The sequence below is a fragment of the Chloracidobacterium sp. N genome (assembly GCF_018304765.1).
Classification (GTDB): domain Bacteria; phylum Acidobacteriota; class Blastocatellia; order Chloracidobacteriales; family Chloracidobacteriaceae; genus Chloracidobacterium; species Chloracidobacterium aggregatum.
Window position 1 is genome coordinate 529,388 of the sequence record NZ_CP072642.1, and the last position, 15,350, is coordinate 544,737.

General features: G+C 63.3%; 9 protein-coding genes. 4 read left to right on the forward strand and 5 right to left on the reverse strand.

Annotated features, from left to right (window positions below; genetic code table 11):
- Positions 1 to 60 precede the first annotated feature (60 nt).
- Positions 61 to 2,685, reverse strand: coding sequence for a cyclic nucleotide-binding domain-containing protein (locus tag J8C05_RS02270; protein WP_211422598.1), 2,625 nt, complete (start codon positions 2,683 to 2,685; stop codon positions 61 to 63).
- Between the two features lie 307 nt (positions 2,686 to 2,992).
- Here J8C05_RS02270 and J8C05_RS02275 point away from each other — a divergent pair, with 307 nt between their 5' ends.
- Positions 2,993 to 4,672 carry an alkaline phosphatase family protein gene (locus J8C05_RS02275; protein ID WP_211422599.1) on the forward strand — a complete coding sequence of 560 codons (1,680 nt, stop codon included), beginning with the start codon at positions 2,993 to 2,995 and terminating at the stop codon, positions 4,670 to 4,672.
- 192 nt (positions 4,673 to 4,864) lie between these two features.
- Positions 4,865 to 6,577, forward strand: a complete 1,713-nt coding sequence (locus J8C05_RS02280) for an N-acetylmuramoyl-L-alanine amidase (protein ID WP_211422600.1) — start codon at positions 4,865 to 4,867, stop codon at positions 6,575 to 6,577.
- Between the two features lie 80 nt (positions 6,578 to 6,657).
- On the opposite strand, the gene mutL is transcribed toward J8C05_RS02280, so the two are convergent.
- The 4 genes from mutL to J8C05_RS15610 all read right to left on the reverse strand — a co-directional run bounded on the left by mutL (position 6,658) and on the right by J8C05_RS15610 (position 13,046).
- A complete protein-coding gene (gene mutL, locus J8C05_RS02285; protein WP_211422601.1) occupies positions 6,658 to 8,628 on the reverse strand; it encodes a DNA mismatch repair endonuclease MutL in 1,971 nt (656 codons plus the stop codon).
- Positions 8,629 to 8,672: 44 nt separating this feature from the next.
- Positions 8,673 to 11,180: a primosomal protein N' gene (gene priA / locus J8C05_RS02290; protein WP_211422602.1), complete on the reverse strand. Its 2,508-nt coding sequence runs from the start codon at positions 11,178 to 11,180 to the stop codon at positions 8,673 to 8,675.
- A gap of 64 nt (positions 11,181 to 11,244) precedes the next feature.
- Positions 11,245 to 12,921 carry a ribonuclease J gene (locus tag J8C05_RS02295; protein ID WP_211422603.1) on the reverse strand — a complete coding sequence of 559 codons (1,677 nt, stop codon included), beginning with the start codon at positions 12,919 to 12,921 and terminating at the stop codon, positions 11,245 to 11,247.
- Positions 12,918 to 13,046 (reverse strand): hypothetical protein, encoded by a 129-nt coding sequence (locus tag J8C05_RS15610; RefSeq protein WP_281503759.1) that lies wholly within the window; start codon positions 13,044 to 13,046, stop codon positions 12,918 to 12,920. Before J8C05_RS15610 ends, J8C05_RS02295 begins: the two co-directional genes overlap by 4 nt.
- Before the next feature lie 28 nt (positions 13,047 to 13,074).
- Between J8C05_RS15610 and J8C05_RS02300 the strand changes: the two genes are divergently transcribed.
- A complete protein-coding gene (locus tag J8C05_RS02300; protein WP_211422604.1) occupies positions 13,075 to 13,887 on the forward strand; it encodes an ABC transporter permease in 813 nt (270 codons plus the stop codon).
- A 173-nt stretch (positions 13,888 to 14,060) separates the two neighbouring features.
- A complete protein-coding gene (locus tag J8C05_RS02305) occupies positions 14,061 to 15,305 on the forward strand; it encodes a type IV pilus twitching motility protein PilT (protein ID WP_211422605.1) in 1,245 nt (414 codons plus the stop codon).
- Positions 15,306 to 15,350: the final 45 nt, after the last annotated feature.

The following is a 15,350-nucleotide window of genomic DNA, read 5'->3' on the forward strand; positions in this document are numbered from 1 at the left end:
AAAGGTTGCTGGTCGCGCCAGCGGGGGAGAGCGGTCATACGACGTTTCAGGTCGCGCGTCTTAGCGCCACAGGTAGTACACCACCTGAAGAATATGGACGACCATGAGGGCCAGCATCACGGAAGTCGAAATGACGTGTGGGGGCAGCCACAGCTTCAGCGCCCGGTGAATGTAGAGCAGCGCATCAATCCGCCGGATGGTGGCCAGGGCGTCGAGGATTTGCCCCAGAACGGCCTGCTCGGTCGGCGTCGTCTGGCTGGCGATGGCTTTGGCAAAGCGTTGCCGCACGTGTTTTAGCAGATCGTCCAGGGCTTCCCGGCGCAGGTATTGCCGGAAGAGAAAACCCAGTGAAAGCAGCGTCGCCACGGCCTGGTCGCGTGCGACCAGAAACGTCTGGGCAAATTGCACTCCGCGCCCTTCTTTTTCGGCCTGTTCCTGGGCCGTTACGGTCAGGTCGGCAATTTCCTGGTACAGCTCTTCCCGCCGCCGCAGCAGGTCTTCGGCCAGAAGCGGCTCGCCCTCGATTTTGGTCAGCAGTCGGGGGCCAAGCTGATACAGCAGGATGCCGATGAGTCCAGTCAGGATGACCAGATCGAAGGAAATCATCAGCGCCGCTGTGACGGCCCCACCCAGGTTCGTTCCGCCGTGAAGCAGCAGGACAATACCGGCGATGACACCGGCGTAGGTGTGCGACAGCATCCACACCTTGAGCGCTCCTCCCCGTCGCCGCCACATCTGCCGGCGGACGGGATAGAGCATGACGATGACGATGCCAGCCAGTCCGACCAGTCCGGTGATCCAGCGGAAGTTGAACCAGTCCGACCTGAAGAGCGGTGTTCCCAGCCCATACTGGACGATGCCGGCCATAGTGGCCCCGCACAGCAGCACCGTCACCACAATACCCACCAGGTGCGCCAGCCACTTGGCCCGGTCGGCATGTCCAAACGCATTGCCAACGATCATCGCACCCGAATGACGCAGGGCCGGGCCGTGAATCCGGGCAATTTCGTTGAAGTAGGCGGTGGGCTTTACCCGTTTGAGCGCCCCGGTCGGGCAGTTTTCCTCGCAGTTGTACTTGTGGGTGGTATAAACCGGCTTGCCGCTGGCGTCCTTCGGATTCAGGGGCGTGTTGTTGCACAGGTTACATTTGATGGCGACCAGTTCTTCCCCTTGCGTCACCGGCTGGGGTTTGGGGTCAAAGCGCAGTCCGAAGGCTGCCAACGGGTCAACCGGCGTTTCCGGCGCGGATTCACCTTTGGCCGCCCCCCCTTTGCCGTTGCGGGACGCCCCGTTTTTGGAAGGTGCGGCCTTGGAAGGTGCCGCCTTGACCGGCAACCTGGCCGCGGGGGCTTTGAGTTCGCTCCGGGGGATGAGAGAAATGGCATTGTAGGGGCACTGGGTCGCGCAATCGCTGCAACCAATGCACAGACTGGGAAGGATATCCACCTGTCCCCCCTCGAAGCGTGCAATGGCCCCAGTTGGGCAACCGGTCAGGCACTCCGGGTCCTTGCAGTGCAGGCACACGGACGGCATCAGCAGGGATTGATTGAGCGTGGTGTGCGTCGGCGTCCTGGGGCGCAGGACGTGAATCCCGGTTCGCTTGAGCCGGGCCTGCCCGTGAATCTGATGGCAGGCCAGCGAGCAGTTGCCGCAGCGGATGCACAGGTCCATGTCCATCAGCAGCAGGTTGTTGGCATCTGCCAGCCCACGGTCGAGGATACGTTCCTGAGCCGCCTTGACGGCCGGGTTGAAGACCAAGGCTTGCGTCGGCTGGAGGGGTGTGCCGATGTCTCCGGCAGCCCCCAGCGCTGCCCGCAGCGCCTCCAGCAGGGCCGGGTCGCGGTGGAGAGCTTCAACCGGGATTTCCAGCAGTTCGGTCCGGCTCATCGCCACGGCCCGGTAGGGAAACCGCGCCTCACGGACGGTCAGAGCATTGAAACCAAGGATGTAGCCCGGCCCCAGGTAATCCGTGACTTCGCCGTTCTGTGCCTGTCCAATGCGTTTGACCCAGCCATCCCGGATGAGCAGCAGCTTGCGGATGACTTCGCCTGCACTGGCCAGGACATGGCCCCGGGCAACCAACTGAAAATCCGCAATTTCGGCGACTTTTTTCCGCAGTTCGTCGGGAATCTGAAGCTGATTGGCAACGGCTGCGCGTCCGTTGTTGCGATAGGTGATGTCCAGCGCCGCTCCAAACTTCCTGAGCTTGCGCAGGACGCGCAGCGCCGGCCGTTGGACTTCCAGCACCCGCGCGCCGCGCTGCCGGTGGGCGATGACCGTGGCGCTGCGTGGCATCCCGGCCAGTACACCCATTTCACCGAAGGGTTTGCCCGGCTCAAAAACAGCCACCGGCTCGGCCACGCCGGCCACGAAGACTTCGACCGCCCCGGCAACGACGATGAAGAACGTGTTGGTGTCCCAGTCGCCCTGGCGTACGATCTCCAGTCCCGGTGGATAGTCATACATCCGTATGTAGGGCCCCACCTTCTTGCCGGGGCCGTAGTTGCGCCCGTAGATGGCAACTTCCAAATCCACGCCAAACTTGTAGCCATGGCCGGGTTCGTATTCGACCAGCTCTTCAATGGCTGAAATCCCCCGGATGGCTTCGAGGATGGCATGCCGGTTGGCGATCTCCTGACGTTTCATCGCGGTGGCTGTCACGGTGGCCGTCGCCGCAGCGTTCATAGGATATTGTTCTCCAGGTAGGGGTGCCCACCAACGACCGACTGGGTGGTGATGATGGGCGCGGCAAGGTGTTTGGTGCCAGGTTGAGAGGTGGCCTGTGCTGGGGGATGAAGATAGCCGATTTGTGAACAAAACAACACTCCGGGGACGGCCTCCCGAAAGGTTGAGCTGCCCGGCCGCCTGACGCTTGGCAGATGACCGCGTGGGCGTGACATATTGGTGTCGGCAACCTGGCGGCGTACCATGCACTGGAAGTGACGCAAATGCCAGGGAACAGACGATCTTTTCTGCGAGGCATCTTCAATCCATGAGTTTTTCCCGAATGTTGGTGGCGGCCCTGGTGCTGGCGGGCACGGTGCTGCCATGTGTTGGGGGGCTGGGCACGGCTTCCTGTACGGCTGCCCAGAACCGCGCAAATGCCGCCGGCTACCGGCTCGTCGTGGGGATTGTCGTCGATCAGTTGCGGGCGGATTATCTGGAGCGTTTCGACGATCTGTTTGGTGAAAAGGGTTTCAGACGGCTTAAAACCAAAGGCGCGTACTTTGCCAATGCGCACTACGGGCATGCCTGTACCTACACCGGGCCGGGTCATGCCGTGATCCTGACCGGTTCCACGGCCGCCATAACCGGCATCATTGGCAACAAGTGGTATGACCGCCAAAGCGGCAAGGTCATCGAAAGCATCACGGATGAGACAACAACCGGTGTCCCCGAAGGCAAAGGGGCCTCACCCCGGCAGTTGCTGGTTTCCACTCTGGCGGACGAACTCAAAGCGGCAACGGGCGGGCAGGCCAGGTCCATCGGTATATCGCTCAAAAACCGTGGCGCGATCCTGCCGGTCGGACGTACCGCCGACGCTGCCTACTGGTTTGACGACAAGCGCGGACAGATGCAGACCAGCACCTACTACATGAAAGAACTTCCGGCGTGGGTGGCGGCCTTCAATGCCCGGCGGATTCCCGATCAGTGGTTTGGCAAAACCTGGGAGAAGCTGCTGCCGGAAGCGGTCTATGCCCGCTGTACGGCGGATGATGTGCCTTATGAAGGGCGCTTTGCTGGCGGCGGGGCGGCTTTCCCGCACCAGGTCGGCCGCGGCGACAAACCCAATGCCCGGTTCTATGACGACTTCACCATGACGCCCTGGGCCAACGACTTTCTGGTGGAGTTTGCCACCGCGGCCATTGAAAACGAACGGCTTGGCGCCGACGACATCCCCGATGTCCTGACCATCAGCTTTTCGGCCAACGATATTCTCGGTCACGCCTTTGGGCCGAACAGCCACGAGGTGCTCGACATCACGGTACGGACTGACCAGACCCTTGCCCGGCTGCTCGATGTGATTGACGCCAAGGTGGGCCTCGACCGGACGCTGGTGTTCCTGACGGCTGACCACGGTGTGTCGCCGGTGCCGGAATATGCCCGGCAGCAACGTCTGCACAGCCGCCGGATTCCCTTCGAGCAGGTGGCAGTGGCGATGAAACGCGCTTTGGACGCAAAATTCGGCGCCGGGCAGTGGTTTGCCGGCTTTTCGGCTGAGTCCGTGTACTTCGATCTGGCGACCATCGCGGAGAAAAAGCTCGAACGTGCCGAGGTGGAGCGGGTGGCCGCCGAAGCTGCACTGACGGTCGAGGGCATTGCCGCCGCCTTTACCCGCACCCAAATTCTGTCCGGCGGCCTGCCGCGAACACCCTTGGCCGAGCGCGTCCAGATGGCCTTTCACCCACAGCGCAGCGGGGATGTCTTTCTCGTGCCCGAACCGTTTTGTTTTTTCGGCAGCGAGGAATACACCACGGCGACAACCCACGGCACACCTTATGCTTACGACACGCACGTGCCGGTCATGCTCATGGGGCGCGGTCTTCGCCCCGGCACGTATTGGGCGGAGGCCAGTCCTTCGGACATTGCCCCCACCCTGGCGGCCCTGCTGGGGATTACGCCGCCAAATGGCACGGTAGGGCGGCCGCTCCAGGAGGTGCTATCCCGTTAGGTTGCTCAGGCAGCCGTGACGTTTCTCCAGCCCAAAGGCTGTGGCGTGCTGTACAGGCGTCATTGGCCGGGTTGCGACCTGTGCTATGCTTGCCTTTGGCCACGGTTGCACCACTCACTTCTCTCCTGTTTCCAGGGAAACATCCGATGACGTGTGGTTTTCCGGTCATCATTGTCACCGAGGGAATGAACCGTGAAACGTTCGCTCAGGCTATGTTACTCGCTCATTCTCAGTGCCCTGCTCATCCTGCTGGCCCCACTGCGTGAACATCAGGCCCATCCCCAGGGGATGCCGACCATTTCGGCTGCGGATGAACTGATGCACCGGGCGTCGCTGCTGGCCCAGACGTTGTATGGGCGCCCTCCGGCGGCGCGTGAGGAAAGTGAATATCTGGCCCTGGTGGATGTGTACACCCGCGCCATTGCGCTGGATGCCAATGCGGCGACCGGGGATGCGGCGCTCGTGGCCCGGGCGGAACTGTTCCGCGAAATGGCGCAGTTGTTCAACAAGCCGCGTTATCTTTATGCCGCCCTGGACAGCTATGACACCGTGCTGCGCCGCTATCCCGATGGGCCGTTCCTCGTCCGCGCCCTGGTTGGCGTGGCGCGGATTCACGAGCGCGATCTGAAAACGCCCGAATCGGCAATGCAGGCCTACCGCGAAATCATCCACCGCTTTCCACAGTCGGTCAGCGCCCGCGAAGCTCTGGCCTGTGTGGCGCGACTTCAGTCCACGGCCGGACAGCGGACGCCCCGCGATGTCGCCGAAGCCTATTCTGAAGACGATGCCGCCGGAGTGACGACCATCAGCCAGGTGCGTCATTTTTCGGGGCCCGACTACGCGCGGGTCATCCTCGACCTGAGCATTGGCACGGCTTACGAGCGGCGGGTTGAAGGGACATCGCTGGTGATTCGGCTGCCGTCGGCCCGGCTGTCGCCGCTGGTGACGCCGGTACAAAGCCTGGCTCCGGCCAGCGGGATGCTGCGGCAGGTTCGGCTCTCCAGCCGGGAGGGTGGCATCGAAGTGCGCATCGAGTGCACGCGCCTGCGTGACTTTGCCATTTTTGCCCTCGACAACCCGGCCCGGCTCGTGGCCGACGTGCGCGGCGCGCAACCGATTGCCGAGGAACCAACGCTGCTGGCGGAGTCGCCCATCCCTTCGTCGGGGGCCGTGCCGGGGTCACTCGTCCGTGCCCTGGGCCTCAAGGTCAAGCGCATCATCATCGATCCGGGGCACGGCGGCTCGGACACCGGCGCCATTGGCCGGGACGGTATCTACGAAAAGGATGTCGCCCTTGACATTGCCCTGCGCCTGCGTGCGGCCATTCAGCGGGAACTCAAGGATGTCGAAGTCCTGTTGACGCGCGACACCGACCGGTTCGTGCCGCTGGAAGAACGGACGGCGATGGCCAATGCCCGGCAGGCCGACCTGTTCATTTCGATTCATCTCAACTCCAGCCCGACGCCGTTGGCCAGCGGTGTGGAGACCTACTTCCTGAGTCTGGATGCCACGAAGGAAGAGCTCGATGTCGCCACCCGCGAAAATGCGACGACCTCACGCAGCGCCGGTGAGTTGCAGGGGCTGCTTCAACGCATCGTCACGGACACGCGGGTGGCGGAGTCGCGCACCTTTGCGCAGAGCATTCAGACCAGTCTGGTGTCTGGACTGGGCCGCGTCAGCCCGACGGCTGGCTTCAATCGCGGCGTCAAAAAGGCGCCGTTCGTCGTGCTGCTGGGGGCCAACATGCCGAGTGTATTGACGGAAGTTTCCTTCCTGAGCCATCCCCGGGACGGTGAGGCGCTGCGGACCATCGAGTTCCGGCAGAACATTGCCGAGTCGCTGTGTGACGGCATCAAGCGGTACATCGAAACCCTGAAACGTCCGGGCATGGTCGCGGCGGAGTAGCGCCGGGCAGGATTCCACCTGCCCGTGCGAAGCGTTTTTTCGCTCCACTGAAGCTGTGCCGGTTGGCCCGAGTGGGCGCCCTAAGTCCGCCTGAAACCACGTTCAATCAGCGACATATCGAACCGCAGAATGACCGGCCGGCCATGCGGGCAGTTGGTCGGCTGCTCGCACCGGAACAGTTCATCCACGAGCCAGGTCATCTTTTCCGGCGTCAGGTTCATGTTGACCTTGATGGCCGCCCGGCAGGCCAGGCTGGCTGCCAGTTCGCGCAGGAAATGCTCGCGGGAAACGGTCTGCTGCTCGGACGCCAGAGCGTCCAGCAACTCGGTCAGCAGGGTTTTGGCGTCCTCTGCACTCAGGTCGGCCGGTACGCCCTGCACCGCCACCGTGCGCCCGGCCAGGCGGGTGGTCCGAAATCCGGCGGCTTCCAGCTCACTTTCCAGCGCGTCAAACACCGTCGCCTGGGCCGGTGACAAATCCACAACCAGTGGCGTCAGCAGCATCTGCACCAGTACGTCGCGTGCCAGCAGGGTGCGTACCCGCTGCTCGAACAAAATCCGCTCGTGGGCTACGTGCTGGTCAATGAGCAGCAGTCCATCGGCATCGGCCGCCACGATGTAGCTGTCGTGAATCTGCCCCAGGATGCGCACATCCGTCCGCCGTCCGTCCGGTGGATGCAGTTCAGAAGCGGGCCGGGTCGCGTGTGCCTGCCGGGCTGTGCCAGCGCAGCGCGTCCGGGGACGGCCGCCCAGAATGCTGTGCAGGCGGGTGGCGGCTTCATCCGGTGGCTCCGGCGTCGGCAGCGCGGCTGCGGAAGGCGTTGCGGAACCGGAACCTGCGTCGGGATGGGGTGTCGCCGTGAAAAAGGGCGGCGGTTGGCGCTCATTCCGGCCCGGACTTGCCGGAACGGTCACAGGTGGCGGTGGCGCCAAGGCCTGAAGCGCCGCCTGAACCGCCGGCGCCGACGGCCTGCGTGTCTCCGTGGAGGGTGAGGTGGCAGCAGGGGAGATGGGCGGGTGTGCCGGGGGCGTCGCTGCCGTCGTGGGGAAAGGCGCGAACTGGGGCGACCGTCCAAGCGCCTGCTGTACGGCCGTGACGATGCTCTCCAGCACATGTTGCGGTGTGCGGAAGCGCACTTCGGTCTTTTGGGGATGGACGTTGACATCCACCATGTCGGGCGGCACTTCCACAAACAGCATCGCAGCCGGAAACACGCCCGGCGGCAGGATGTTCCGGTAGGCCTCTGACAGCGCCCGACCGATGAGCCTGTCCCGTACGAAACGGCGGTTGACGAAAAGGTACTGTCCGTCCCGGCTCGTCCGCTGGACGTGGGGACGCGAAACAAAGCCTCCGACGACAATCCCGCCCTGGGAAAATTCGACGGGCGCCAGACTGTCAAGCAGGTTCGCGCCGAAAAGCTGGTAGGCACGGGCGCGCAGATCGGTGGTGGCCGTCACGGCCAGCACCTGCCGTCCGTTGTGTTGCAGGGTGAAGCCACACTGCGGATGCGCCAGCGCATAGTGAGTGACGAGATTCGTGATGTGGAAGGCTTCCGTTGCTTCGGTTTTGAGAAACTTGCGCCGGGCCGGCAGATTGAAAAACAGGTCGCGCACGAGGATTTCCGTGCCGCCGGGGGCGGCGACTTCGCGGACATGCCGCAGCTTTCCGCCTTCGAGACAGACTTCCGTGCCGGAAGTGGCGCCGTGCAGTCTGGTCGTGAGTGTGATGCGCGCCACCGAGGCGATGGCCGCCAGGGCTTCACCCCGGAAACCGAAGGTTTGAATCGCCATGAGTTCTTCAGCCGTACGGATTTTGCTCGTGGCGTGACGTTCAAAAGCCAGGATGGCGTCATCCTGCGTCATCCCTTCGCCGTCATCCCGAATCCGAAGGCTTTCCTTGCCGCCGCGTTCAACGGCGAGGTCAATCTGGCGGGCCTGGGCATCAAGGGCATTTTCGAGGCACTCCTTGACAATTGAAGCCGGACGCTCGACGACTTCCCCGGCAGCAATCCGGTTGGCGACGACATCCGGCAGAATGCGAATCTTGGACATAGGTTCTGGCTATCCGTGGGTGAGGTGAGCGCCGGCGTCCGGCTTCACATCAGGTCAATCGGGTCAACTTCGATGAAAACGTGGCGGCGCTCCGTATCGGTCAGCGCCGGCAGCATGTGCCCCAGCGCGTGACGTATCTGCATGCGCTGGCGGCCCTTGAGCAGGATTTGAAACCGGTACTCGCCACGCAGCCGGGCGAGGGGCGCCGGAGCCGGCCCCAGAACGCGCAGCGGGGCATCGGCCGGGGCCGCCTGTGGGATGGCTGCGCGCAACAACTCTGCCACTTTTTCCCCCAGCGCCTGACCTTCGAGTTCCCGCTCGTGACGGATGATGACCGTAGCCAGAACACAGAAGGGCGGGTAGTACGCCGCCTGACGCTGGATGAGTTCCTGCTCAAAAAACGCCTGGTAGTCCTGCTGGCAGCCGGCCACCAGGGCGTAGTGTTCGGGGCGATAGGTCTGGACGATGACCCGGCCGGGGCGGTCGCCGCGCCCGGCGCGGCCGGCAACCTGGGCGATGAGTTGAAAGGTGCGTTCCGGGGCGCGGAAGTCCGGCATCATCAGTCCGGCATCCACTGAGACGACGCCGACCAGCGTGACGTTGGGGAAATCATGCCCTTTGGCAATCATCTGTGTCCCAACGAGAATGTTGAGGCTGCCGGAGGCGAAGTCGTGGAAGATACGCTCGAAAGCGCCGCGTCGCCGCGTCGTATCGCGGTCAAGGCGCGCAATGGCGAGCGTGGGAAACAGCTCGCGCAGGCGGGCTTCGAGCTGCTCCGTTCCTTCGCCGACGTAAGCAATGCCTTCGCCTTGGCACTCCGGGCAGCGGCCGGGCGGTGGCGTCGTATAGCCACAGTAGTGGCAGGCCAGGTAATGGTCGGTGCGGTGGTAGGTCAGTGTGACCGAGCAGTGGGGGCAGGTGATGACGAAGCCACACGCCCGGCACAGCCAGGAACTGGCGAAACCGCGCCGGTTCAGCAGCACCATGACCTGTTCGCCCTGGCTACAGGTTTCGGCAATGGCCGTCTGGAGTTCGTCCGAGATGAAGCGCGGCTCGCGGTGGCGCTTGAAGACTTCCCGCATGTCCACCAAGGTCACTTCCGGCAGGCTACGGTTGCCGATGCGCTGCGGCAGTTCCAGCCGGGTGTACTTCCCGACCACGGTATGCTGGAACGTCTCGATGGCCGGCGTGGCGCTGCCCAGAATGACCGGGCAGTTGAGCCGGCTGGCGCGCAGGATGGCGATGTCGCGTCCGTGGTAGTGCGGCACGCTCTCGGATTGCTTGTAGGACGTGTCGTGTTCTTCGTCCACGACGATGAGGCGCAGGTTGACCAGCGGCGCAAAGACGGCCGAGCGGGTGCCGATGACCACCCGGGCGTCACCTGACCGGATGCGTTCCCACTCGTCCACCCGTTCACCCGGCGACAGCGAGGAATGGAGCAGCGCCACCAGTGAGCCGAAACGCTGGATGAGCCGGCGCGCCAGCAGCGGGGTCAGGCCAATTTCCGGCACGAGCATCAGCGCCGAGCCGCCACGTTGCAGGACAGCACTGATGGCGGCCAGATAGACTTCCGTTTTGCCGGAACCCGTGACGCCGTGGAGCAGAAAGGTGCGGAAGCGTCCGCTGTCGTGGGCGGCCAGAACCGCCTCGCAGGCCTGGCGCTGTTCCGGCGTGAGTTCGGGGGCCGGTTCCGCCGGCAGGTGCGCCAGATGGGCCAGCGGGTCGCGCCGGATGGTCTCCGGCGCAATTTCGACCAGCCCTTTTTTGGCCATCTGACGGAGTACCGCCGGGCTGACCTCGGCCTCGGCGACCAGCTCGGACACCAGCGCCGTCGGCGTCTCGTCCAGGTACGCCAGAACGCGCGCCTGTGCCGGCGACAGCGGGCGTTCCGGTTGGTCGGCAGGGCGTTCTATCCGTCGCACGACCAGCCGCCGTTTGAATCGGACCGTCGCTTCGCCGGTGCGGGTCGTGACGCTGACCAGTCCCATGTGTTCCAGTTCACGCGCAACCTGCCGTGGGTTTTTCCCGAAGCGGTCAGGAGGCAGATCATCGAGCCGAACCGCGCCACCGACTTCCGCCAGCCACGCCAGCAGGCGTCCGTTCCGGGTGCGGGGCGAAACCGAACCGGTCTGCACGGCCTGGCGTCCGTCTTCAGTGAGGTCAATCCAGTCTTCGAGGCGGACATCGAGACCGGGCGGCAGGGCCACCTTGAGGGTCTCGCCCCACGGCGCATAGTAGTAGTCGGCGACCCACTGGGTGAGCTTCAGAATCTCATCGTTGATGACCGGTGTTTCGTCAATCCAGTCGGCAATGTCCTTGACGGCGGAGGGCTGCCCCGCCGGTTTGGCCGCCAGCGCCGCCGGGAGTTGCTCGTGGATGGCGACGACATACCCGATCAGGGTCTGGCGTCCAAAGGGAACGACAACCCGGCAGCCCGGCCCGGCCATGGCGTGGTACGCCGCCGGGATGCGGTAGGTGTAGGTTTGGGTCACGGACGCCGGTACTGCCACTTCGGCGTAGAGTTCAGGGGGAGCAGGGAACGTTTCCGGCATGGCACGCAGGCACTCCCCGGCAGCTCAGGGGCGCGGCGGGGAACAGTTTGGGAGGCAAGGGCGCCTACACGACGACAACCAGTGGGACAATGGTCGGTTTTTGTCCTGTGACGCGCATGATATGGCGTTTGAGCGCCAGGCGCAGGTGTTCCTGGAAGTGTTCCTTGCCGCCGTTGATGCGCTCGGCTGGAGGCAGGGCTTCGACGGCAGCCAGCACCACATCGCGCAGTTCGGCAATTTCTTCCTCGTCGCCATCTACGCCCAGATAACCGCGCGTGGTGATTTCCGGCGGCCCGAGCAGCATTCCGGTGGATTCCTCCACGGCGACGCCGGCAATGACGACGCCTTCGTAGGCCATGCGTTTCCGGTCGCGGAGCAGGGTTTCATCAAGTTCGAGCGAGCAGGTGTCGTCAATATACACCCGGTTGATTGTAATCTTGTCGCCCAGCCGGGCCGTTTCGCCGTCGAGCACCACGACATCGCCGCTTTCGATGAGCAGGACGCGGTCGGGGCTGTAGCCCAGCGTCTGACAGGCAAAGAGCTTGTGCCGGTACAGTTGCCGGTATTCGCCGTGAATGGGGATGAAATACTTCGGGCGCACGGCTTCGAGCATCAGGCGCAGGTCTTCCTGGGCCCCGTGTCCCGACACGTGGATGCGCGCCTGGGTGGCGTCAATGACCTGCACCTCATTGCGGTAGCAGCGGTTGATGAGCCGTGAGATGGACTTTTCATTGCCCGGAATCTGGCGGGCCGAAAGCACGACTGTGTCGCCGGCCTCCATCCAGGCCTGCCGGTGGCTGCGGTCGGCGATCCGCCACATCGCCCCCATCGGTTCACCCTGGCAGCCCGAAGCCAGCACCACGGTCTCGCCCGGCTCATAGTGCTTGAAGTCCTTGGCGCTGACCAGAATATCGGCCGTATCGAGAAAGCCGGTCCGTTCGGCAATCTCGATGTTGCGCTCCATGGCCCGGCCGACCGCGACCACCTGCCGTCCGAACTCCTGGGCGAGGTCGAACATGATCTGGATGCGGTGAATGCTCGACGCAAAGCAACTGACGAAAATACGTCCGGTGGCGCGGTCGAAAATTTCCTCCAGCGCCGGGATGACGACCCTTTCGGAGGGCATCTGCCCCGGACGCTCGATGTTGGTCGAGTCGGACAGCAGCGCCAGCACACCACGGCGTCCGACGGCGCGCAGGCGTTCGACATCAATGGCGTCGCCGCAGACGGGTGTGGCGTCGAACTTGAAGTCCCCGGAGTGCACCACCGTGCCAATCGGCGTGGTGATCGCCAGCGCGCAGCAATCCACCGTGGAATGGGAAACCCGGATGTATTCAACGGAAAACGCGCCGACCTCAACGGTCTCGCCGGCGCGCACCGGATGCAGTTGGGCCGTGGCCAGCAGGTGGTGTTCTTCAAGGCGCGGCTCGACGATGTTGAGTGTATAGGGCGTGCCATACACCGGCACGTTGACTTTTTTGAGCAGGAACGGCAGCGAGCCAATATGGTCTTCGTGGCTGTGGGTGAGCAGGACGGCCCGCACCTGTTCCCGGTGACGTTCGAGAAAGGTAAAGTCCGGGGTCATCGAGTCCACGCCAAAGTGTCCGACTTCAGAGAACATCAAACCGGCGTCAATCACGATGATGTCTGCGCCGTAGCGCAGCACCATGCAGTTCATGCCGAACTCGCCGAGTCCGCCCAGGGGGATGATTTCCAGTGTGGTATCGTTTGCATTGCTCATGCCGCCTGCCTTGCGCCGACCGGAGGGCGGCCGGCGATGAATGGTTGGTGAACCAGGGGAAGTTCCCGGTCATAGTAGCGAAGTTTGCCGTCGGCGGCGATGTGTGACGGCCTTGTTTCTGCCATCCCGCATGCTTTCGTTTTGACTCTGTCCATGAACCTGACGGGAAAAATCGGCTTGGTCATTGTTGTCGGGCTGTTGCTGGTGGCGTTGGCGGGGCCGTTCTTCATTCCTCTGGAACGGGTGACGTTTCAGGACCTGGAACGCAGCTTTGACCCGCCCTCGTGGCAACATCCGATGGGGCTGGACGAGAACGGCCGCGACATCCTGGCGCGAATTGTCTATGGCGCGCGGATTTCACTCGCCGTCGGGGTGATCGTGGTGGCCATTTCAGCGGTAATCGGTCTGCTTCTGGGGTTGCTGTCCGGCTATGCCGGGGGCTGGGTGGACCGTTTCATGTCCGGTTTCTGGTTCAACGTGTTTCTGGCCTTTCCGGGCATTCTGCTGGCCATTGCCACCGTGGCCTTTCTTGGCGCCAGCCTGGCCAACCTCATTTTGGCGCTGTGTGTGATTGGTTGGGTGGGCTATGCCCGGCTCATCCGGGCGCAGGTGCTCAAAGTCCGGGAGTACGACTTCGTGACGGCGGCCCGGGCGCTTGGTGCCAGCGATCTGCGGATTCTGTTCCGGCACATTCTGCCGAATGCCGTTCAGCCGCTGATTGTCCAGGCGAGTCTGGGGATGGCCGGAGCCATTTTGGCGGAGGCCAGCCTGAGTTTTCTGGGGTTGGGGATTCCGCCGCCGACGCCAAGCTGGGGTGCCATGCTGAGTGATGCCCGGACGCACTTCGCTTCGGGGTGGCACCTGACTGTCTTTCCGGCTGCCATGATCACCCTGACGGTGCTCGGCTTCAACCTGCTGGGGGACGGGTTGCGGGAGTGGCTCGATCCCAGGCAGCGCCCCCGGTAAGCGTGCGTGCGGTAAGCGTGCGTGCGCGGCTGGTTGCCTCTATTTCCGGTATCGCCTAGCATCTGTGTCACAAACCGCTTGCCTTCTGAGTTTGTTGCCAACCCGTATCCGTTTCCCGTCAGTCCGCGCGTTGCGGAGGCCGTACCGTTGGGTTCAGGGAGGAACTTGTCCGTATGTCTGCGCCAAACCAACTGAGCCATGTTCAGCAAAGTTTCAATCAGGTATTGCAGATGATGTTGTCGGTCTCCGACAAGGTGAGCGATCTCATCTTTTCACCGGGGCGGCCGCCGCAGGTGGAACTCGTCGGGCAGCTCCGCGCCGTCAAGATTCAGGGGCTGGAACAGCTCACGCCGCAGCACACGCATGCTTTCGCGCAGGTGTTGCTCGCCAACAATCCGGCCAACCTGGAAAAGCTGGAGAAGTTCGGCTCGGTGGATTTGTCCTACAGTGTGCCGGGGCACTCACGTTTTCGTGTCAATATCTTCAAGCAGCGGGGTACGGAAGCCATCGTCATGCGGGTGATTCCCAACCGGATTCCAACGCTTGAGGATTTGGGGTTGCCGCCCCAGCTCCGCCAGATTGCGGACCTCAAAAACGGCATCGTGCTGGTGACAGGGCCGACCGGAAGCGGCAAATCCTCCACGCTGGCAGCCATCATCAACCTGATCAACGAGACGAAGTACTACCACATCGTCACCATCGAGGACCCCATCGAGTTCATTCACCCGCACAAAAACTCCACGATTCACCAGCGTGAGCTGCACAGCGACACCCCGGATTTTGCCCTGGCGCTGCGGGCCGCCCTGCGGCAGGCGCCCAAGGTCATTCTCGTCGGTGAAATGCGTGACCGTGAAACCATCGAAATTGCGATGGAAGCCTCTGAAACGGGGCACCTGGTGTTCTCGACGCTGCACACGATTGACGCCGCCAAGACGGTGGACCGCATCATCGGCGTCTTTCCGAAAAGTGAAGAACACGTCGTGCGGACGCGCCTGGCGCAGTCGTTTCGCTACATCATTTCGCAGCGGCTCATCCCACGTGCCGACCAGCGGGGAAGGGTGGCCGCCATCGAGATTCTGCGTTCGACGATGCGGACGCGCGAATACATCGAAAAAGGCGAAACCGCCGGGAAGACCCTCGTGGATGCCATGCGCGATGGGGAAATCGAAGGCATGCAGCACTTCGACGGCGTCCTCGAAAAGCTCATCCGCCAGAATGTCATCACCAAAGAGGACGGTCTGGCCTACGCCACCAATCCGGGCAACCTCATGTTGCAGTTGAGCGACATGGGGCGTCAGTCGCCGCAGGATGCCATGCCGCCGACCACCGGCGGCCACCGCATGCCCAGCGAGTCCCCCAATCCCTCGCCGGCCTCCGGGGGGCGTCCCGGCTCGATGTTGGACATGCTCGAACGCTGATGTGACACGTCCACCGGCCCCTGTCCCGAAGGAAAACGGTCTTCC